This is a genomic window from Phytoamicus setariae, from assembly GCF_016722925.1.
GTDB classification, from domain to species: Bacteria; Pseudomonadota; Alphaproteobacteria; order Rhizobiales; family Rhizobiaceae; genus Rhizobium_E; species Rhizobium_E setariae.
The window spans coordinates 452,169-471,172 of sequence record NZ_JAEQNC010000001.1 but is presented as its reverse complement, the minus strand read 5'-3'; the positions used below and the strand labels follow the sequence as shown (position 1 = coordinate 471,172).

Sequence of the window (19,004 nt, the reverse complement as noted above, 5' to 3'; positions counted from 1 at the left end):
TGAAAAGGATGAAGATGCAATTCGGCCGCTTTTCTCGTAGAAAGCTTATTGTATCAAATAGGCTCCATCGTTGTCGACAAACGAAGGCGGGAATGAAAACGCGCTGCACTCTTCTCATAACGACGCTCTGTATGCTCGCCAGCACCATCGTGCCCACCCATGCGGCTGTCAGCGACTGGGTTCATTCCGAAGGCGGCAAGGCCCGGCTATCGGCTCTGTCGGATGGCGCCGACGGCAAGATCACCGCGATCCTCGAAATCGACCCCGCTCCGGGTTGGAAAACCTACTGGCAAAATCCCGGCGATGCGGGTCTGGCACCTCAGATCGATCTCTCCGCCGGTCGCAATCTCAAGCTCGTCAAGGTTTCCTATCCCGCACCCGAGATCGGCAATGACGAAGGCGGCCGATTCCTTGGCTACCACAAGCCGGTCACCCTGGTCCTCGAACTTGTCAAGCCCGTGCCAGCGGACCCTGCCGAACTGGATGCGACGATCCTGATCGGGCTCTGCAAAGATATCTGCCTGCCGTTCCAGGCCACCTTCAACCTGCCTCTGGCGGATGCGAGCCAACCCCAGGCCGACGAGTTCATGAAGATACAGATGGCCAAGGCAGAACTGCCGGACCGGCCGTCACCCGGTTTTGACGTGCCGAAAGCCGGCCTGACGGCTGACAAGACCTATTTTGAGGCAACGATTGTCGCGCCCGAAGGTGCCCCTTTGGAAATCGCGATCTCTCCTTCCGGAGGGCTGCAACTCGGTGTGCAAGAGAAGCAATCGGTCATCGACGGAAAGACCGTCGTTCGCTATCCCGTCACCAGATTGCCAACCTCGCTCGAAGGGGCCAATGTCACGATGGTGGTGAAAGCCGCGGGGCGTTCCATTGAAACCACGCTTTCGGTCGACTAAGCGAGAGCAGGTTGATCCCATTTGCAATCAGTTCTGCTGGCGAAGCCCCTGCATTGCGAATCCAGTTGGACGCAAGCGGCTCGATTGGCTACTCCTGTCGGCGAAAATCATACGCATAGGAGAATCCGCGTGACGATTGCAATTGGCGACAAGATCCCCGCAGCCACCCTGAAAGAAAAGACCGCGGACGGTGTCCATGACATCAACCTCGATGACTTCCTGAAGGCAAGAACTGTCGTTCTGTTTGCCGTGCCCGGCGCCTTTACTCCCACCTGCTCGCTCAATCACCTGCCGGGCTTCCTTGAAAACCGTGACGCGTTCCGCGCCAAGGGCGTGGATGAAATCGCCGTCATCGCCGTCAACGATCATCACGTCATGGGCGCTTGGGCGAAGGCATCGGGCGGCGAAGGCAAGATCCGCTTTCTTGCCGATGGAAGCGCCAATTTCACCCGTGCAATCGGGCTTGAGGCTGATCTTTCCGCCGGTGGCCTTGGCATCCGTTCCCAGCGCTATTCCATGCTGGTCAAGGATGGGACCCTCGTCCAGCTGAATATCGAGGACAAGCCTGGCACGGCGGAAACGTCAGGTGCGGCCACGCTACTGGGCCAACTGTAATCCCTGAAATGAATTCGATGCAGCTCCCCGCGTGCGACACGCGTGGAGCTGTTGTTCTTCAAGCCAGCGAAAAATCTATCAAAACCCCTTTATTTTGAATGAACGTTCAGCCAATATATACCATCAGGCTGGATCGGCAGGGGGAATTTGAATGTCGCAACATGATGTCATCGTTGTCGGGGGCGGTTTTACCGGACTCTCGGCCGCTACAGCGCTTGCCGAGGCTGGCCTTGATGTGGTGCTGCTCGAAGCACGTGAGCGCGTCGGAGGGCGGGTGGAATCTCACGTCTTGCCTGACGGAATGCGCGTCGATACCGGCGGTCAATTCCTCTGCGAGGACATGCCCGAGGTGATGGCGCTCGCAAAGGCACATGGCAAGACGCTTGTGCGCGCTTATGTGGATGGCGACGTCGTCTTCCAGCCGCCCATGCCGCTGGAACAGGGCCACGCCATCTACGATGAAGTGGATGCACTGCGTGAGCGGGCGCGCAACACGGACCTCGACGATCCATCCGTTACCAGGCTGACGGTGACCGAGTGGACAAACAGGCAGGATGCAAGCGACGAAGCCAAGCATGGCTTCCTGAGGTTGATCGACGGACTGTGGTGTCGGTCGCCGGACGACGTCTCTTTCGTCTATCTCGCTTCGAGCGACCGGCGCATCACCAACACCCAGTCGGAGCTGGAGCTGTTTCTGGCCGAGACGATGCACTCGCTTGCCGAAGATCTGGCGGCAAAACTTGGCCATCGCGTGGTGCTCAACGCCCCGGTGACAAAGGTTCGCTATTCCGGCGACGGCGTGGAGGTCGACGTTGGCGGCGGCCATTTCACCGCCAGGCAGGCCATCATCGCCCTGCCCCCTGTTATGGCAAGGCGGCTCGATTTCCAGCCTCCGCTCCCCAACCAGTTGTCGCGCGCCCTTGCCGCCTGGGGCAGTGGTGCGGTGATCAAAGTGCTGGCGCGTTATGCCAGACCTTTCTGGCGAGACAGGCAGCTGAGCGGGACCGTGATCTGGAGCGAGCCGGAGGGGCTCTACGCCTGCGATGTCAGCCGCAATCGGGATGATGGTGCGCTGGTGATTTTCATCGGCGGTCCGCTTGCGCTCGACTGGCATGGCAAGGAGGACGCCGACATCAGGAACTTCATTCTGAAAAAGCTGGTCTCCGCCCTCGGCGAAGACGCCGGCAAGCCGCTGGATGTCAGCTTCCGTGATTGGACGGACGATGCCTGGAGTGGCGGCGCCTACAGCGACAGCATCATCGACGTCGAGACCACGGATGCGGAAACAACGATCCTGCAGGGCCTGCCTTCGATCCGCTTTGCGGCATCGGAACTCTCTCCTTCCTTCCCTGGCTACATAGAAGGCGCCATTGTTGCGGGCAGGCAGGCGGCCGAGGACGTGCTGCACATCTGGCGCGGCAGCAGGACGGCTGCTTCTGTCTCCAAATAACGCATCCTTGAGTGATGAGGATGGACTTCATCAGTCGCAGGTTTAAGTCCGTCACTGTATATTAATCATACAAAATGCTTCATGCTTAAATTAATAGTATTTCAATCCCAATTCCCGAAGTTGGCCCGCGTAACCCACCAGGCCAGTCAAGTCCCTCCATGATTTCAGTCATTAATTGCATTACGGACGCGCACAATCTGTGGCTCGTCCTCGTCGCGGCTTTCATCTGCGTTTCAGGAAGCTGGTCAGTCATCCGCCTCTTCCGGCGCGGCAAGGCTGCATCGGGCGGGGAAGCGTTCGGCTGGCAGTTCCTTGCTGCGGTCGCAGCAGGCGCCTCGATCTGGTCGACACATTTCGTTGCGATGCTCGCCTACCATCCTGGAACGCCCGTTGCGTTTGATCCGGTGCTGACGGTCATTTCTCTGCTCGTGGCAATGGTCGGTTCATTGGCGGGGCTTATCGTCGCGGGTATCATCCGCACGCGCTGGTCGCCGGCAATCGGTGGCGGCATGGTCGGCCTGGCCATCGCGATCATGCACTATACCGGAATGCGTGCTTACGTAATCGAGGGCAGCATCGATTGGAACAGCACTTATCTGATCGCGTCGATCATGCTTGCGATCAGCATTACGTCCATAGCGTTCCATGTGGCCAATCTCTATGGCAGCGTTCGCGGCAAAGCGGCCTCCGTCGGCTTTCTGACACTGGCAATCGTTAGTCTGCATTTTACCGGCATGACCGCACTTCAGATCACACCTCTGTCCATTTCCCCGGGATTTACCAATCCCGGGGAAATGCAGGCCATGGCGCTGGCAATCGCGCTCGTCTGCTTCATCATCGTCGGTTCGGTACTCGCCAGTTACCTCATCGACAACCAGACCCGCAGCCGCTCGATGAGCCAGCTCCGTCATATGGCGCTGAGCGACGCACTGACCGGCCTCGCCAACCGCGCATCCTTCAACGATCATCTCGACGAATCGATAGAGGTTGCCAGCAAGCAGGGCCAGAAATTTGCCCTTGCCGCGATCGATCTCGACCGTTTCAAGGAAATCAACGACCTGCGGGGACACTCGGCCGGCGACACCACACTGCAGATTCTGGCCCAGCGCATGCGTGACTTCGACAACGGCAGCCTGTTCGTGGCGCGCGTCGGCGGTGACGAATTCTCCGTCATCCTGCCCCTGAGCGATCCGTTGGACATGCGCAACCTGCTTGTCCGGTTGCGCAACGAGTTGATCCGACCTTTCACGATTGGCGAAGAGGAACTCTCCGTTGGCGCAAGCATTGGCGTCTGCGTGTTTCCGGATGATGCGACAGAAAAGTCCGCCCTGATCAACTACACGGATCTGGCGCTCTACCGCGCCAAGACGGAGATCGCCGACAAGATCTGCTTCTTCGACAACGTCATGGACGAAAATGTCCGCAACAAGCGGGAACTTGCCGCCGATTTGCGCTATGCCATCGAGCACAATCAGCTGGAAGTGCACTATCAGGTCCAGGCGACGATATCGGACAGCGTGATCACCGGCTACGAGGCATTGCTGCGCTGGAACCATCCGCTACGTGGCGCCATACCGCCGTCCGAGTTCATCCCGCTGGCCGAGGAGAACGGCATTATCCTGCAGCTTGGCGAATGGGTGCTGCGCATGGCATGCAAGCAATGCGCCCCACTGGGGATCAAGGTCGCCGTCAACCTCTCGCCCATCCAGTTCCTGCATCCGAACCTTCCCGGCCTTGTCGAGGACATTCTTGCCGAAACCGGCATGCGCGCCGAAAACCTGGAGCTGGAGCTGACGGAATCCGCCATCATCCACGACAAGGAACGGACGCTGGTGCAGCTTCAGGCAATCCGCAAGCTTGGCGTCACCATTGCGCTCGACGACTTCGGAACAGGCTACTCGTCACTCGATACGCTGCGTGCCTTTCCGTTCGACAAGATCAAGCTGGATCGTACCTTCATGAACGAACTCGAGACCAGCGATCAGGCTCGTTCCATCATCCGTGCCGTGCTCTCTCTCGGCCGCAGCCTGGAAATTCCAGTGCTGGCCGAAGGCATCGAAACTAGCGATCAGCTGGCAATTCTCGCCGAAGAAGGATGCCAATCGGCACAAGGTTATTTCCTTGGCAGGCCGGCGCCATTGTCGATGATCGTCTCGGCCATTGAAGTGGAAAACCTGGAAGCGCCGGAGAAGTTGGCCGGCATGCTCAACAAGCTGCGTGATGCGGATGATAGCGCAGAGACAGCGGCAGCCTGAATTGAGGCTTTCGACGAAAAAAGCGGGCGTCGTGGCGCCCGCCTTTTGCATTGATGAATGCCAGGCCCCGACGCTGAGGCCGATGTCTCACCGCTTCTTGTACGGCTCCATGCCCTTGCGGGCCAGTTCATCGGCGCGCTCGTTCTCATCATGGCCGGCGTGGCCCTTCACCCAGTGCCATGTCACCTTATGACGCTGGTTGGCGGCATCCAGCGCCTGCCAGAGTTCACCGTTCTTGACCGGCTTCTTGTCGGCCGTCCTCCAGCCGTTTCGCTTCCAGCCGAAGATCCACTTGCTGATGCCATCCATGACGTATTTGCTGTCGGTATAAAGATCGACCTCGCAGGGCGTCTTCAGTGCGGTCAGCGCAGAGATCGCCGCCATTAGTTCCATACGGTTGTTGGTGGTATCGGCCTCGCCGCCGAAGAGTTCCTTTTCGGTTTCGCCGTAGCGAAGAATCGCCCCCCAGCCGCCCGGCCCGGGATTGCCGGAGCAGGCGCCATCGGTAAAGACATCGACATGCTTCATGCGGTCACCGGCGCTTCGAGCCCGTATTCGACCGCACTTTTGATATGCTGGTGGAAGCGCAGCTTGCGGAGATATTCCTTCGGGTCCTTCTTGGTGACCATGGCGCCGGGCGGTGTCATGATCCAGTCGTAGAGACGGGTCAGGAAGAAACGCAGCGCCGAGCCCCGGCAAAACACCGGAAGCGCTTCGATCTCGGCAGCCGACAACGGCCGCACCGACTGATAGCCCTCGATCAGCGCCATCCCCTTGGTGATGTTGTAGCACCAGTCCTTCTCGAAGCACCAGGCGTTCAGGCAGACAGAAAGATCGTAGGCAAAATAGTCGTTGCAGGCGAAATAGAAGTCGATCAGCCCCGAAAGCCGGTCATCGAGAAAGAAGACGTTGTCCGGGAACAGATCGGCATGAATGACGCCGGACGGCAGCCCCAATGGCCAATTTTGTTCGAGGAAGGATAGCTCAGCGCGAATCTCGTCCTTGAGCCCCTTTTCGACTTCGTCGGCACGCGGCTCGGACTTGTCCCATAGCGGCCGCCAGCCCTCGACGGAGAGAGCGTTCTTGCGGGTGATCGAAAACCCCTCGCCCGCCAAATGCATCTGTGCGAGCGCAACACCGACATCGCGGCAATGCCGCGCTTCCGGCTTTCTCAGCCACATGCCTTCGAGAAAGGAAATCAGCGCAGCAGGACGGCCGGCGAGATGGCCGAGAATTTCGCCATCCTTGCGCGCCACCGGCAGCGGGCAGGAAAGCCCATTGTCGGCAAGGTGCTGCATCAGGCCGAGAAAGAACGGCAAGTCGTTGGGATCGACGCGCTTTTCATAGAGGGTGAGAATATGGGGCGCCTTGTCCGTGTGGAGCAGGAAATTGGAGTTCTCCACGCCCTCGGCAATGCCCTTGTAGGACATCAGATGGCCTGCATCATATTCAGCCAGGAAGGCGGTCAAATCGTCTTCATTGATATCGGTATAGACGGCCACTGACCCTATTCTCCATTCACGAAGGCCATGTCGGCGGCCGTCAGTTCGATCTTGCGCAGTTCCCGGTTGACGGGGAAATGTTCGTTTTCCTCGGCCATCTCGGCCAGTTCGACCGTCGCTTCGTAGCGCTCGCGGAAGGCATCGATGATCTCGTTGACCACCACTTCCGGCGCGGAAGCGCCCGCTGACAGGCCAACCGTCGTCAGCGGCCCATAGGCATCCCAATCGATTTCGGAGGCGCGCTGCACCAGTTCGGCATTGCGCGCGCCGGATTTCAGCGCAACCTCGACCAGTCGCTTGGAATTGGACGAATTCGGCGAACCGACGATCAGGAAAAGATCGCAACCGGGTGACGCCAACTTTACCGCCTCCTGGCGATTGGTCGTGGCATAGCAGATCGATTCCGCCGCGGCATCGTGCAGGTTCGGAAACCGCTCCTTGAGTTTGGCGATCACGTCCTTCATGTCGTCGACCGACAGCGTCGTCTGCGTGACGTAGCCGAGCTTGTCGGGATCGGCGGGCTGATAGCGCTCCGCATCTTCCACGGTCTCGACCAGAGACATGCTGCCTTCGACCATCTGGCCCATCGTGCCGATGACTTCGGGGTGGCCATCATGACCGATGAGGATCACATGGCGTCCGAGTCGCTGGTGGCGCAGCGCCTGCTTGTGGACCTTGGAGACCAGCGGGCAAGTGGCATCGAGATAAAACAGATTGCGGGCAATCGCATCGGCCGGAACCGATTTCGGCACGCCATGGGCGGAAAACACCACCGGCTGCGCACGATGCTCGTCCGGGATCTCGTCGAGCTCCTCAACAAACACGGCACCCTTTGCCTCAAGCCCTTCGACAACGAAGCGGTTGTGGACGATCTCGTGGCGGACATAGACCGGCGCGCCATAGGCCTTGAGCGCCAGAACGACGATCTGGATCGCACGGTCGACACCGGCACAAAAGCCGCGCGGCGCGCAGAGGCGAATGGAAAGCGGAGGCTTCATCTGCTGTAACATACCTTATTGCGTTGTCGTCGGCGCCGAGTATCGGCTGGCGCAACAATCCGTTCCCATCAAATGGGGATTGGCGAACGCCACGGTAATACCCAGAGCGACAATAGCGGGCAAGCCCTGAATGAGCGGGATCGGCCGCGACACAGTGAACACTCCAGACTGCGCGGGAAGAATATAGGCCTCACCGCGCCCTTCTGCGCCACGCTAGCCCGGCCACGATCGCAAGCACAGCGGCAAGCCCATACCATGTGAGCGCATAGCTGAGATGGCTGTTGGGGAAATCGATCTGGGTAACGCCACCGATCGGGAAGCCGCCAGGATTGGGCGCATCATTGGCATCAATGAAGAACGGAAGCAGCTTCTGTTGATCGATGCCTGCCGACAGGGCCATCGCGTCCATGTCCTTCCAGAAATACAGGTTCTTGCCTGGATCGTTTTCCGGCACGACGAAAGACGGCTTCTTTTCGAGCTTGGCTCGTGCAAGGCCAGTAACCTCGGCCTCGCCCGCCGCCAGGCCCTGCGGCCGCGAGGACGGATTCTTCAGCGCCTCCGGAACGAACCCGCGATTGACCAGCACGACACGGCCATCAGCCATGGTCATCGGCGTATAGACGTAGAAGCCGGGCTCTCCATCATGCGTCGCGAGAAAATAGCTCTCATGTGCGTGGTCGAAACGACCCGATACCGAGATAGCGGCGTAGTCGACAGGCTCACTGGCAGCAATCCTGGTCATGGCCTGGTCGACCGTCATTGGCGGCGCGGTCCTGCGCGCCTCGATATCGGCAAGAAGCGTTTCTTTCCAATGCATCCGCTCGATCTGCCAGGTACCGAGCGACAACAGAATGATAAAAGCGACGGCAAGCGCGACAAATGTTGCAATTCGCTTCCCGGACGATGGGCGGACAGTTTCAACCACGGTCGATTTCGCCTTGTCGAGCATTGTTACGGAACTGCATGGCAATCAGCCAGGCCTTCATCACCCTGAGCAGCCACAGCGAAAGGCCGACTGCAAGCGGTATCCAGACGATGAAATGCAGCCAGAGCGGCGGGTTGAGGTTCACCTCGGTCCAAAGCGCCAGCCCGACGACCACGAAACCAATGATCATGATAACAAAGACTGCAGGACCATCACCGGAATCGGCGAAGGAATAATCGAGACCGCAATTACTGCAGGCTGGCCTCACCTTCAACAATCCGTCGAACAGACGTCCCTGCCCGCAGCGCGGGCACGCGCAGGTCAGTCCCGCCCTGATCGGGTCCATAGGAGGATAAAGGGCCTTGTCTTCATTCATGGGGATATTCCTGCCTGAACAGGCCCTTTACAGTCTCAACGCGAAATGATGTCCTGCCACTCGGAATGGCGCTCTACTTGAGCCTTGAAGAATGGGCAAAGCGGGATGATCTTCCATCCGCCAGCGCGGGCCGCTTCGACGGCATGAAGCGCAAGCTTCGCCCCGACACCCTGTCCCCGATAGATATCCGGGACTTCCGTATGGTCGATGATGATCAGCTTTGCAGAGGCGCGTGAGAAGGTCATGATTGCCTCCTGGCCCGGCTCACCAGTCACGTACCGACCGCCCTTGGCGCCATCTTCATCGCGGATATCCATTAGCCCATCCTTTCGACACAAGCAGAAAACAGAAACGGGCACCCGGTACTCCGGGTGCCCGCATTGTATCAGATTCGTGGCCGATCAGCCATGGAGCGGCGCGCCCCATCCGCCCCACACATAGATGGCGAAGAACAGGAAGAGCCAGACGACGTCGACGAAGTGCCAGTACCATGCAGCAGCTTCGAAGCCGAAATGCTGTTGCGGCGTGAAGTGACCAGCGGCCGCGCGGAACAGGCAAACGAGCAGGAAGACCGTGCCGATGAAGACGTGGAAGCCGTGGAAGCCCGTGGCCATGTAGAAGGTCGCGCCATAGATCGAGTCAGAGAAGCCGAACGGCGCATGAATGTATTCATAGACCTGCACGGTGGAGAACAGCACGCCAAGCGCGACCGTCAGCGTCAGACCATAGATCACGCCCTTGCGGTCATTATGCAGCAGCGCGTGGTGCGCCCAGGTCACGGTCGTGCCGGAAAGCAGAAGGATGACCGTGTTGTAGAGCGGCAGATGCCAGGGATCGAGAACCTCAAGACCCTTCGGCGGCCACTGGCCACCAGTGAAGGCGGCGCGCGAGGCCTGGATGGCTTCGCCCGGAAACAGGCTCGCATCGAAGAATGCCCAGAACCAGGCAACGAAGAACATCACTTCCGAAGCGATGAACATGATCATGCCGTAGCGCAGGTGGATCGACACCACCTTCGTATGGTGGCCCTGATGCGCTTCCTTGATCGTGTCCGCCCACCAGGCGTACATCGAGTAAAGCGTGATCACCAGACCAACGACGAAAACCCAATACTTGGCATGGGCAAAGTCGAAGCCGAACAGGTGGAACGGCGAATCATGAAGCCAGCGCATCATGCAGACCGCCCCGAACATCAGCACGAAAGCGCCGATGGAGCTCAGGATCGGCCAGGGGCTCGGATCGATGATGTGATAGTCATGATGTTTTTCGTGTGCAGATGCCATGTTTTTCCCCGGCTCCATTCCCTCTCGCTGTCCGTCCTCTACGGCAACAGCTCAATTACAGTTTTTTCGGCGCGCCTTCGCTCTCATCCTTCACTTCAGCGACCGGCTTGGCCTTGTCGCTGCCGTAGAACGTATAAGAGAGCGTCAATACCTTGAGGTCCTTCGTTTCTGGATAGTTGACGATGTCAGGATCCACGAAGAATACCACGGGCATATCGCGTGTCTCGCCCGGCTTCAGCGTCACGTCGGTGAAGCAGAAGCATTCGAGCTTGTTGAAGTAGGCTCCCGCGACCATCGGCGTCACGTTGAAAACGGACCGCCCCGTCTTTTCGCGGGTGGAATTGTTGGTAACGCGGAAATTGACCTTCGCAGTCTCGCCGATCCGAAGTTCGGTGACGCGGTCAACCGGACGGAAATCCCAGTTCAGATCCGACGACACGTTGGAATCAAGTTCCACGCGAATCTTTTGATCAAGGATGACCTCGGAGGCTTGCTCCACTTTCTGCGTCGTGCCGTTATAGCCCGTAACCTTGCAATAGAGGTCATAAAGCGGAACGGCAGCAAAGCTCATGCCAACCATGCAGGCGACGAAAACGCCACAGGAAGCCATGACCGTATAGTTACGGCGCTGAGAGGCCGGAGCCGCTTGCGGCTCGATGACAGGTGTATCGTCCATTTTCAATTGCCTGCAGCTGGAACCATCTTGATGATGGTGATCGCGTAGAAGATCACCACGAGCAACGCCAGCGTCACGCCAAGCGCGATGTTGCGGTTGCGGCGGGACTTTCGCTGCAGTTCGGTCAGTTGGATCTTGTCCATTCTTATGCTCCACCCACAAGGCCGGACCATAGGCCGGACGCAAAATGATCGATCATCAGGCTCGAGAAAATCGCAAAGAGGTAGACGATCGAATATGCGAAAAGCTTCTTTGCCGGTTTCATGGCGGCATCGCCATCCGGCATGCGTCGACAGAGCACCGAATACCAAACGAATCCGACACCGAGCAGGCCCGAGACAATGCCATAGACCGGCGATGCAAAGCCCATCAAGGCAGGCGCCGCGCCACAAAACGCCGTCAGTACCGCGTAGACCAGGATCTGGTCCTTGGTCACTTTCTCGCCGGCAACGTTGGGAAGCATCGGAACGCCGACCGCGCCGTAATCACGCATCTTGAACAGCGCCAGTGCCCAGAAATGCGCCGGCGTCCAAAGGAAGATGATCATGAACAGGATTACGCTTTCAACCGTCACATCGCCGGTAACGGCGGCCCAGCCGATCATCGGGGGAAATGCCCCGGCAGCTCCGCCAATGACGATGTTCTGCGGCGTCCAACGCTTGAGCCACATCGTGTAGATGACGGCATAGAAAAAAATGGTGAAGGCGAGCAGGCTGGCCGCCAGCACATTGACGGCGAGGCCGAGCACGACCACCGAAAAACCGGAGAGCGTGATGCCAAAGGCAAGCGCCTCGCCCGGCTGAATGCGTCCGGCAGGAATCGGTCTGTTTGCGGTGCGGCTCATGATGGCGTCGATATCGGCGTCGTACCACATGTTGAGCGCACCCGAGGCCCCTGCCCCCACGGCAATCGCCAGAATCGCAATGAATCCGATAACCGGATTGATATGTCCCGGAGCCACGACCATACCGGCCACGGCGGTAAATATAACGAGCGACATGACGCGCGGCTTGAGTAGCGCGAAATAGTCCTTGAACGTCGCCTCCGAGATTCTCAGGTGCTCCGTACCGGCCACTGGGTTTTCCCCTTCGATCACCGCCATTTGCTCAGTCACTTTCAATTCTTATCACATGGGAGCCGCCACCGGCGACTCCCCGTTTCGATCGCGCGCTTGTTACTTGATGCGCGGAAGCTGTTCCCACTGGTGGTACGGCGGCGGCGAAGACAGCTGCCATTCCAGCGTATCGGCGCCCACACCCCACGGATTGTTGCCAGCAACACGCTTCTTCATGAATGCCTCGATGATGCAGACGAAGAAGATCGCGACGCCAACGACCGAGATGTACGAGCCGATGGACGACACGTAGTTCCAGCCAGCATAGGCATCCGGATAGTCGATGTAACGGCGCGGCATGCCGGCGAGACCGAGGAAATGCTGCGGGAAGAACACCAGGTTCACGCCGATGAACATGACCCAGAAATGCAGCTTGCCGAGGAATTCGCTGTACATGTAGCCGAACATCTTCGGGAACCAGTAGTACCAGGCGGCGAAGATCGCGAACACCGCACCCAGCGACAGAACGTAGTGGAAGTGAGCAACCACATAGTAGGTGTCGTGGATGACGCGGTCGAGACCGGCATTGGCGAGCTGCACACCGGTGACGCCACCGACCGTGAACAGGAAGATGAAGCCGATCGCCCAGAGCATCGGAGTACGGAACTCGATCGAGCCGCCCCACATCGTTGCAATCCAGGAGAAGATCTTCACGCCGGTCGGAACCGCGATGACCATGGTGGCGAACACGAAGTAGCGCTGCGCCTGAAGCGACAGGCCGACCGTGTACATGTGGTGCGCCCAGACGATGAAGCCGACTGCGCCGATTGCCGCCATTGCATAGGCCATGCCGAGATAGCCGAAGACAGGCTTCTTGGAGAAGGTCGAGACGATGTGGCTGATGATGCCGAAGCCTGGCAGGATCAGGATGTAGACTTCTGGGTGACCGAAGAACCAGAACAGGTGCTGGAACAGGATCGGGTCGCCGCCGCCTTCAGGATTGAAGAAGGTGGTGCCGAAGTTGCGGTCGGTCAGCAGCATGGTGATGCCACCAGCCAGAACCGGCAGCGACAACAGCAGCAGGAAGGCGGTGATCAGCACGGACCAGGCAAACAGCGGCATCTTGTGGATGGTCATCCCAGGAGCGCGCATGTTGAGGATCGTGGTGATGAAGTTGATCGCACCGAGGATCGATGAGGCACCGGCGACGTGGATCGCGAAGATCGCAAGGTCGACTGCCGGGCCAGGCGAACCCGACGTGGAGAACGGCGGATAGAGCGTCCAGCCACCGCCGACGCCGTGCGAGCCGGCCGAACCTTCGGCAAACATCGAAAGGACCAGCAGCAGGAATGCCGGAGGCACAAGCCAGAACGAGATGTTGTTCATGCGCGGGAACGCCATGTCAGGCGCACCGATCATGATCGGGATCATCCAGTTGGCAAAGCCGCCGATCAGCGCCGGCATGACCATGAAGAAGATCATGATCAGCGCATGCGCCGTGGTGAACATATTGAACATCTGCTTGCCGGCATCGACGGCATTGTTTGCATCAACGCCGTAAACCATCTGCGCGAGGCCGTGGAAGATCTGAATCCCCGGCTCCTGCAGCTCGATGCGCATCATGACCGACAGGAAACCGCCGACAACGCCAGCGAAAATCGCGAAGATCAGATAGAGAGTACCGATATCTTTATGATTGGTGGAAAACAGCCAGCGCGAGACGAAGCCAGGCTTGTGGGCGTGGTCGTCATGCGCGTGGTCATGGTCATGACCGGCATGTGTGTCGTTTGCGGAATGTCCAGCCATTGTGGTCACTTTCCTCGAAATGAATTTCAGTTGGCGCCGTTCTCGGCGACATCAACGGTCTTCGGACCATCGGCGGACGCCAAGAGAGCCTTATAGGCGGATGGGAGGTCTGTGGCCGCAGCAGCGAGCCATGCCTTGTACTTTTCTTCCGATACGACACGAATGGCGATCGGCATGTACGCATGGTCCTTGCCGCACAATTCCGAACACTGCCCGTAGAAGATACCTTCCTTCTCGGCCTTGAAGTGCGTTTCGTTCATACGGCCGGGCACGGCGTCGATCTTGACCCCGAACGACTGCATGGCGAAAGCATGGATCACGTCGGACGGCTCGGCCGTGACGATGACGCGGACTTCCTTGTTGACCGGAACGACGAGTTCGTTGTCGACAGCCAGCAGACGCGGATAGACGTTCTTGTCTTCCTTGCCGAGAGCCGCGCGATCCTTGTCTTCGAGAATCAGCGAATCGAACGAGAAGCCATTGGCGTCCGGATACTCATAGGTCCACTTCCACTGGGTGGCGGTGACCTTGATGGTCAGATCCGGATTTTCCGGCTGCGTCAACTGCGCAGTCAGAAGCTGGAAGGAGGGAATCGAAAAGAAAAGCAGAATGACGACCGGCGCCACAGTCCAGACAACTTCGATTGCTGTATTGTGGCTGGTCTTGGACGGCACCGGGTTGGCGCTCGCGCGAAACTTGATCACGACGACCAGAAGCAGAGCCAGAACTAGCAGGGTGATGGGGACGATGAACCATAGAGTATAATGGTTAAACCACCGCACTTCCTCCATGATCGGAGTAGCGGCTTGTTGCAGGTCGATCTGCCAATCGACCGGCTTATCGGCATAAGCGCCTGAAGCAGTCACAAGACACGAAACCGTGGCCAGCGCTGCAAGAGCTTTGTTCTTCACGAATGAATCTCCCCAGATGTTTGATCACCATCAAACGGACATGCAGAATCCCTGCTATGGAATTCTCTTAAAATCATAGTTTCCCGCCTGCCGCAACAGGCGGGGGCAGGGTTTCATGCGGCATTTTTGCGCAACAATCGACGACCGAGGGGCAATTTCCACTCATTTTAGCATCCGGGCAATTTTCTTCAAGGACTGCAACGGCTTGCCGCGCTTTTGCCGCAGTCCCCGGGTTGAAATCCGCTCACCGCGTTTACCGGCGCTGCCGTTTGCTCTAGACAGACGGCTCTGCCGGACGGCGCTCTTGATTCGAACCAGAGGTTTTTATGGATTTCCGCGTCCCCATGCGCTTTGCAGCTTTCGCGGCCGCGCTTCTCATGCCGCTCGCAGCATTTGCGCAGGCCCAACAGCCCCAGCAGCCCGGCGTGGTCAAGTCCAATCACGGCTCCTGGTCCATCGTCTGCGACAAACCGGCGGGTGCAGCCGAAGAGCAGTGCGCGCTGATGCAGAACGTCATCGCCGACGATCGTCCCGAAGTCGGCCTTTCCGTTGTCATCCTCAAGACAGCCGACCGCAAGGCCCGGATCCTGCGCGTGCTGGCACCACTTGGCGTGCTGCTGCCGAACGGACTCGGCCTCAATATAGATGGCAAGGATATCGGCCGCGCCTATTTCGTTCGCTGCTTCTCGGATGGCTGCTATGCGGAGGTCGTGCTTGAGGATACGCTGCTCAAGGCCCTGCGCGCCGGCAAGCAGGCGACCTTCATCGTCTTCCAGTCGCCCGAGGAAGGCATCGGCATTCCGGTCGATCTGGCCGGTTTCGGCGAGGGCTACGACGCCCTGCCTTGATGGACGCGACTACTTCTCACTATCCGGCGTCACCAGCGCTACAGTTGGAAAGTAGGTCCTGTATCGGCCGATATCCCGCGTAAGAACCGGCATTTGCATGACGGCTGCTTGCGCTCCAATGAAGAAATCGGGAAGCACGCCGTTCCTGGTTCCGCCGGAGTGGCGATAACGCGTGAATACCTTGGCTGCAAGGAAAAGGGCTTCCTTAGGGAAAGGGGCCGTCACAAGGCCTGCGGCCTGGAGGAATTCGTCGAGCGCTTCAATGCGTTCATAGCGGACCGCCAGTTCTGCATATATGACGTCATTGATAAGCAAAGGCCCTAGCAGGCTGGCAGCATCAAGCTGGCCAACTGACCATTCAGCCCAAACAGGATCATTCGTCACGAGGTCGAGCAGGACGTTGGTGTCAACCAAAATCACTCTTCACCACGTGTCAGCGCCAGAATTGCATCGGTGCTCATGCCTTTGCCGGCATGGCCGCGAAACCGGGCGAATCGGCTCGCTTTTTCGCCGTGATTTGCTGTCACAAGCACGATACTGCCGTCAGCAGCACGTTGAAAATCAACCTTGCTGCCGGGCGTGATGCCGAGCATATCGCGAACGGATTTTGGTATTGTTACCTGACCTTTTGCCGTCACCGTGGTCGCCATCGAGAGCTCCAGTAAGGACTACCGCTAGCAAGGTATTACTTTGCCTGCACGATTTCAATCCCCGCCGCGCCCTTGCGTGGCATGGCTTAAGTGCCTAAATCTTAATGCACAAAACCTGCCTTTGAAAGCGCCGTCCATGAAAACCGATCTTCTCGCCGATTTCGACATTTCCGAATCCTCGTTGCAATCCTTTCTGGAGACCAGCCTCGCGGGTGCGGATGATGGCGAACTCTATGTCGAATACGGCGAAGCCGAATCGCTGAGTTTCGACAACGGAAGACTGAAGGGCGGCAGCTTCAACACCGATCAGGGTTTTGGCCTCAGGGCCGTGGCGGGAGAAGCCGTTGGCTATGCCCATTCGGGCGAGCTCTCAGAGGCTGCCCTGAAGCGTGCGGCGGACGCGGTGAGCGCGGTGACGCGCGGCCACTCCGGCACCTATGCGGCAGCACCCCAACGCACCAATGCCAAGCGATACGGCGAAGAGAACCCGATCGGCTCACCGAGCTTCGAGGAGAAAGCCGCACTTCTGGCTGATATCAATTCCTATCTCCGCGACAAGGACGAGAAGGTGCATCAGGTCAGCGCCTCGATCAGCGCCTCGTGGAAAGTGGTGGAGATCCTTCGCGCCGACGGTTCGCGCTTTCGCGACATCCGGCCGATGACCAGGCTGAATATTTCCGTCATCGCCGCGGAAGGCGGCCGTCAAGAATCGGGTTCGTTCGGGTTCGGCGGCCGGCGGCCGTTCGGCGAATTCCTGACGACCGAAAGCTGGCAGCACGGCGCCGACCAGGCGCTGCGGCAGGCACTCGTCAACCTGAGCGCCGTCGAGGCACCGGCCGGATCAATGGACGTCGTGCTCGGCTCCGGCTGGCCCGGCGTCATGCTGCATGAAGCCGTCGGCCACGGGCTGGAAGGCGATTTCAACAGAAAGAAGACCTCGGCTTTTGCCGGCCTGATGGGCGAGATGGTCGCCGCCAAGGGCGTGACCGTCGTCGATGACGGCACGATCGACGGCGCGCGCGGCTCCGTCACCATCGACGACGAGGGAACGCCTGCGGGTTACAATGTGCTGATCGAGGACGGCAGGCTGGTCGGCTACATGCAGGACCGCCAGAACGCCCGGCTGATGGGCATGAAGGCGACCGGCAACGGCAGGCGCGAATCCTACGAACATGCGCCGATGCCCCGCATGACCAACACTTATATGCTCTCGGGCGACAAGACGCCGGAAGAAATCATTTCGTCGGTGAAGCGCGGCCTCTATGCCGTGTCCTTCGGCGGCGGCCAGGTCGACATTACCTCGGGCAAATTCGTGTTCGGCTGCACCGAGGCCTACATGATCGAGGACGGCAAGGTGACGACGCCGGTCAAGGGCGCGATGCTGATCGGCAACGGCCCGGAAGCCATGCGGCGCATCACGATGGTCGGCAACGATTCCAAGGTCGACACCGGACTTGGCAATTGCGGCAAGGCCGGCCAGTGGGTTCCGGTGGGCGTCGGCCAGCCGCATCTGAGAATGAACGATATCACCGTGGGCGGCACGAAGGCCTAGCACTTTCGACCTTAGGACAGCACACCCCCTCATCCGGCCTTCGGCCACCTTCTCCCCGATGGGGAGAAGGGGTAATTCGCCATGCCGCTTTGCTAACTAGCCACTCAATATCCTACAACCGAACTGCCTTGACGATCCTGCGCCACAGCATCAGCCAGAAGCGCGACCAGCCCATGACCCACATTCTCAGGCCGCCCGGCCGGACTTTTCTGACGACGTCGTCCAGCAGCTGTCGGACTGTCGGGTCCGCCTGGAGTTTTTCGGCATCGTAGAAGGCGCATTCCTGCGCCCCTTCGAGAAACAGGCGCTTGGCCGGCGACGGGATCATGCTGGCTTTGTATCGCGCCAGCAACTGGCGCTCCGCACGCCGGAAAACCGGCTGCTCGCGATCGATGGTCATGTTCTGACGCGCTTCGCTCACGGCGCCCACCGACGAGACAATCTGTTCGCGCGTGCGCTCGCCAAGCATGTGGTGAAAGACCCGGCCGATATTGGTATCCGCCTCGTCCCTCCATGACCCCACGCGCAGCAGAATGAGGCGCATGAATTCCGTCATTTCCAACGGCTGCCGCTCGTTTGCCGTTTCCGCGTCGACATGCGGCAGCGGCCCGATGCCGAGTATGGACTGGACGAAGACATCGAAAATATCGTCGTTGCGGCGCCGTATCTCGTCATAGAGGAGAAGCGTCAGGTCGACATCCTCAAGTTCCGCAAGCGCATCGATCTCGACCAGCGGATTGAGCAGCCGCGACCGGATCGGCTTGCGAAACTGCTTCTGGCAAAACTCCGGAAACGACAACTTCGATCCGGTCTTCACCTGTTGGGCCCAGAAGGAATAGAAGGTCGAGACCGGATCGCGCACGCAATATACGATCCGCATCTCGTGTGGCGCCATGATCTCCTTCAGCCGCAACAGATGTTCCGGCTTCCAGTTCCTGAACCCCTCAGAAGACAGAAGGATATTCAGCCCCCTGTCATTCGCCTTGCGGGCAATCGCCTGCAGTTCGCGGAACCTGCGGCTCTTGCCGTCCAGGGTTTCGTCAGGATCGTCGGAGAGGTCGTGGTGCGCGACGCGCACCCGCTCGCCGGTCTGGGGATAGAGCCAGCCGGCTTTCTCGAGCGCCTTGATATTATGATGGAAGTTCTGCTGCAGCCAGGTCGTGGCAGTCTTATGTGGCCCGACATGCAGCACGAACAT

At 59.0% G+C, this 19,004-nt stretch carries 21 protein-coding genes; 6 read left to right on the top strand and 15 right to left on the bottom strand.

Annotated elements, in window-relative coordinates; all coding sequences use genetic code 11:
- Positions 1-92: 92 nt before the first annotated feature.
- The 4 genes from JJB09_RS02240 (at position 93) to JJB09_RS02225 (ending at position 5,225) form a co-directional block, all read left to right on the top strand.
- The gene (locus JJB09_RS02240) at positions 93-905 is read left to right on the top strand and encodes a protein-disulfide reductase DsbD domain-containing protein (protein WP_201652402.1); all 813 of its coding nucleotides are present in this window, start codon (positions 93-95) and stop codon (positions 903-905) included.
- Positions 906-1,034: 129 nt separating this feature from the next.
- Complete coding sequence (locus JJB09_RS02235; RefSeq protein ID WP_201652386.1) at positions 1,035-1,520, top strand: redoxin family protein; 486 nt, start codon at positions 1,035-1,037, stop codon at positions 1,518-1,520.
- A 151-nt stretch (positions 1,521-1,671) separates the two neighbouring features.
- Positions 1,672-2,970, top strand: a complete 1,299-nt coding sequence (locus tag JJB09_RS02230) for a flavin monoamine oxidase family protein (protein ID WP_201652384.1) — start codon at positions 1,672-1,674, stop codon at positions 2,968-2,970.
- 158 nt (positions 2,971-3,128) lie between these two features.
- Positions 3,129-5,225 carry a putative bifunctional diguanylate cyclase/phosphodiesterase gene (locus tag JJB09_RS02225; RefSeq protein ID WP_201652383.1) on the top strand — a complete coding sequence of 699 codons (2,097 nt, stop codon included), beginning with the start codon at positions 3,129-3,131 and terminating at the stop codon, positions 5,223-5,225.
- Positions 5,226-5,312: 87 nt separating this feature from the next.
- On the opposite strand, the gene rnhA is transcribed toward JJB09_RS02225, so the two are convergent.
- The 12 genes from rnhA to coxB form a co-directional block, all read right to left on the bottom strand.
- A complete protein-coding gene (gene rnhA, locus JJB09_RS02220; protein WP_201652380.1) occupies positions 5,313-5,753 on the bottom strand; it encodes a ribonuclease HI in 441 nt (146 codons plus the stop codon).
- A complete protein-coding gene (locus tag JJB09_RS02215) occupies positions 5,750-6,727 on the bottom strand; it encodes a homoserine kinase (protein ID WP_201652377.1) in 978 nt (325 codons plus the stop codon). Before JJB09_RS02215 ends, rnhA begins: the two co-directional genes overlap by 4 nt.
- 5 nt (positions 6,728-6,732) lie before the next feature.
- Complete coding sequence (ispH, locus tag JJB09_RS02210; RefSeq protein ID WP_246748530.1) at positions 6,733-7,725, bottom strand: 4-hydroxy-3-methylbut-2-enyl diphosphate reductase; 993 nt, start codon at positions 7,723-7,725, stop codon at positions 6,733-6,735.
- Between the two features lie 190 nt (positions 7,726-7,915).
- Positions 7,916-8,674 (bottom strand): SURF1 family protein, encoded by a 759-nt coding sequence (locus JJB09_RS02205; protein WP_201652371.1) that lies wholly within the window; start codon positions 8,672-8,674, stop codon positions 7,916-7,918.
- Positions 8,643-9,026 (bottom strand): DUF983 domain-containing protein, encoded by a 384-nt coding sequence (locus tag JJB09_RS02200; RefSeq protein WP_201652366.1) that lies wholly within the window; start codon positions 9,024-9,026, stop codon positions 8,643-8,645. The genes JJB09_RS02205 and JJB09_RS02200 overlap by 32 nt, the downstream gene beginning before the upstream one ends.
- Positions 9,027-9,061: 35 nt before the next feature.
- Entirely contained in the window at positions 9,062-9,343 is a 282-nt protein-coding gene (locus tag JJB09_RS02195) for a GNAT family N-acetyltransferase (RefSeq protein ID WP_201652365.1), read from the bottom strand.
- 84 nt (positions 9,344-9,427) lie between these two features.
- Entirely contained in the window at positions 9,428-10,309 is an 882-nt protein-coding gene (locus tag JJB09_RS02190) for a cytochrome c oxidase subunit 3 (RefSeq protein ID WP_201652362.1), read from the bottom strand.
- Between the two features lie 55 nt (positions 10,310-10,364).
- Complete coding sequence (locus JJB09_RS02185; RefSeq protein WP_201652359.1) at positions 10,365-10,985, bottom strand: cytochrome c oxidase assembly protein; 621 nt, start codon at positions 10,983-10,985, stop codon at positions 10,365-10,367.
- 2 nt (positions 10,986-10,987) lie between these two features.
- On the bottom strand, positions 10,988-11,128 hold the full coding sequence (locus JJB09_RS02180; RefSeq protein WP_201652356.1) for a hypothetical protein: 141 nt from the start codon (positions 11,126-11,128) through the stop codon (positions 10,988-10,990).
- Positions 11,129-11,130: 2 nt separating this feature from the next.
- Complete coding sequence (locus JJB09_RS02175; RefSeq protein ID WP_201652701.1) at positions 11,131-12,087, bottom strand: heme o synthase; 957 nt, start codon at positions 12,085-12,087, stop codon at positions 11,131-11,133.
- A 72-nt stretch (positions 12,088-12,159) separates the two neighbouring features.
- Positions 12,160-13,845 carry a cytochrome c oxidase subunit I gene (gene ctaD, locus JJB09_RS02170; RefSeq protein ID WP_201652353.1) on the bottom strand — a complete coding sequence of 562 codons (1,686 nt, stop codon included), beginning with the start codon at positions 13,843-13,845 and terminating at the stop codon, positions 12,160-12,162.
- A gap of 26 nt (positions 13,846-13,871) precedes the next feature.
- Positions 13,872-14,756, bottom strand: coding sequence for a cytochrome c oxidase subunit II (gene coxB / locus JJB09_RS02165; RefSeq protein ID WP_201652350.1), 885 nt, complete (start codon positions 14,754-14,756; stop codon positions 13,872-13,874).
- Positions 14,757-15,133: 377 nt separating this feature from the next.
- On the opposite strand from coxB, the gene JJB09_RS02160 reads away from it, so the two are divergent.
- Positions 15,134-15,604 carry an invasion associated locus B family protein gene (locus JJB09_RS02160; RefSeq protein ID WP_246748551.1) on the top strand — a complete coding sequence of 157 codons (471 nt, stop codon included), beginning with the start codon at positions 15,134-15,136 and terminating at the stop codon, positions 15,602-15,604.
- 9 nt (positions 15,605-15,613) lie between these two features.
- On the opposite strand, the gene JJB09_RS02155 is transcribed toward JJB09_RS02160, so the two are convergent.
- Both JJB09_RS02155 and JJB09_RS02150 read right to left on the bottom strand, forming a co-directional pair.
- Entirely contained in the window at positions 15,614-16,024 is a 411-nt protein-coding gene (locus JJB09_RS02155; protein ID WP_201652344.1) for a PIN domain-containing protein, read from the bottom strand.
- Positions 16,021-16,254 carry an AbrB/MazE/SpoVT family DNA-binding domain-containing protein gene (locus tag JJB09_RS02150; RefSeq protein WP_201652341.1) on the bottom strand — a complete coding sequence of 78 codons (234 nt, stop codon included), beginning with the start codon at positions 16,252-16,254 and terminating at the stop codon, positions 16,021-16,023. The genes JJB09_RS02155 and JJB09_RS02150 overlap by 4 nt, the downstream gene beginning before the upstream one ends.
- Positions 16,255-16,390: 136 nt before the next feature.
- Between JJB09_RS02150 and tldD the strand changes: the two genes are divergently transcribed.
- The gene (gene tldD / locus JJB09_RS02145; protein WP_201652338.1) at positions 16,391-17,806 is read left to right on the top strand and encodes a metalloprotease TldD; all 1,416 of its coding nucleotides are present in this window, start codon (positions 16,391-16,393) and stop codon (positions 17,804-17,806) included.
- A gap of 112 nt (positions 17,807-17,918) precedes the next feature.
- Here tldD and JJB09_RS02140 read toward each other — a convergent pair whose 3' ends face one another.
- Complete coding sequence (locus JJB09_RS02140; RefSeq protein WP_201652335.1) at positions 17,919-19,004, bottom strand: sulfotransferase domain-containing protein; 1,086 nt, start codon at positions 19,002-19,004, stop codon at positions 17,919-17,921.

What these genes read in the sequence shown, in the direction of transcription:
- JJB09_RS02240 (WP_201652402.1), top strand. Translation starts at nt 93, where the DNA reads ATGAAAACGCGCTGCACTCTTCTCATAACGACGCTCTGTATGCTCGCC.
- JJB09_RS02230 (WP_201652384.1), top strand. Translation starts at nt 1,672, where the DNA reads ATGTCGCAACATGATGTCATCGTTGTCGGGGGCGGTTTTACCGGACTC.
- JJB09_RS02225 (WP_201652383.1), top strand. Translation starts at nt 3,129, where the DNA reads ATGATTTCAGTCATTAATTGCATTACGGACGCGCACAATCTGTGGCTC.
- rnhA (WP_201652380.1), bottom strand. Translation starts at nt 5,753, where the DNA reads ATGAAGCATGTCGATGTCTTTACCGATGGCGCCTGCTCCGGCAATCCC.
- ispH (WP_246748530.1), bottom strand. Translation starts at nt 7,725, where the DNA reads ATGAAGCCTCCGCTTTCCATTCGCCTCTGCGCGCCGCGCGGCTTTTGT.
- JJB09_RS02205 (WP_201652371.1), bottom strand. Translation starts at nt 8,674, where the DNA reads ATGCTCGACAAGGCGAAATCGACCGTGGTTGAAACTGTCCGCCCATCG.
- JJB09_RS02200 (WP_201652366.1), bottom strand. Translation starts at nt 9,026, where the DNA reads ATGAATGAAGACAAGGCCCTTTATCCTCCTATGGACCCGATCAGGGCG.
- JJB09_RS02195 (WP_201652365.1), bottom strand. Translation starts at nt 9,343, where the DNA reads ATGGATATCCGCGATGAAGATGGCGCCAAGGGCGGTCGGTACGTGACT.
- JJB09_RS02190 (WP_201652362.1), bottom strand. Translation starts at nt 10,309, where the DNA reads ATGGCATCTGCACACGAAAAACATCATGACTATCACATCATCGATCCG.
- JJB09_RS02185 (WP_201652359.1), bottom strand. Translation starts at nt 10,985, where the DNA reads ATGGACGATACACCTGTCATCGAGCCGCAAGCGGCTCCGGCCTCTCAG.
- JJB09_RS02180 (WP_201652356.1), bottom strand. Translation starts at nt 11,128, where the DNA reads ATGGACAAGATCCAACTGACCGAACTGCAGCGAAAGTCCCGCCGCAAC.
- JJB09_RS02175 (WP_201652701.1), bottom strand. Translation starts at nt 12,087, where the DNA reads ATGGCGGTGATCGAAGGGGAAAACCCAGTGGCCGGTACGGAGCACCTG.
- ctaD (WP_201652353.1), bottom strand. Translation starts at nt 13,845, where the DNA reads ATGGCTGGACATTCCGCAAACGACACACATGCCGGTCATGACCATGAC.
- JJB09_RS02160 (WP_246748551.1), top strand. Translation starts at nt 15,134, where the DNA reads ATGCCGCTCGCAGCATTTGCGCAGGCCCAACAGCCCCAGCAGCCCGGC.
- JJB09_RS02150 (WP_201652341.1), bottom strand. Translation starts at nt 16,254, where the DNA reads ATGGCGACCACGGTGACGGCAAAAGGTCAGGTAACAATACCAAAATCC.
- tldD (WP_201652338.1), top strand. Translation starts at nt 16,391, where the DNA reads ATGAAAACCGATCTTCTCGCCGATTTCGACATTTCCGAATCCTCGTTG.
- JJB09_RS02140 (WP_201652335.1), bottom strand. Translation starts at nt 19,004, where the DNA reads ATGTTCGTGCTGCATGTCGGGCCACATAAGACTGCCACGACCTGGCTG.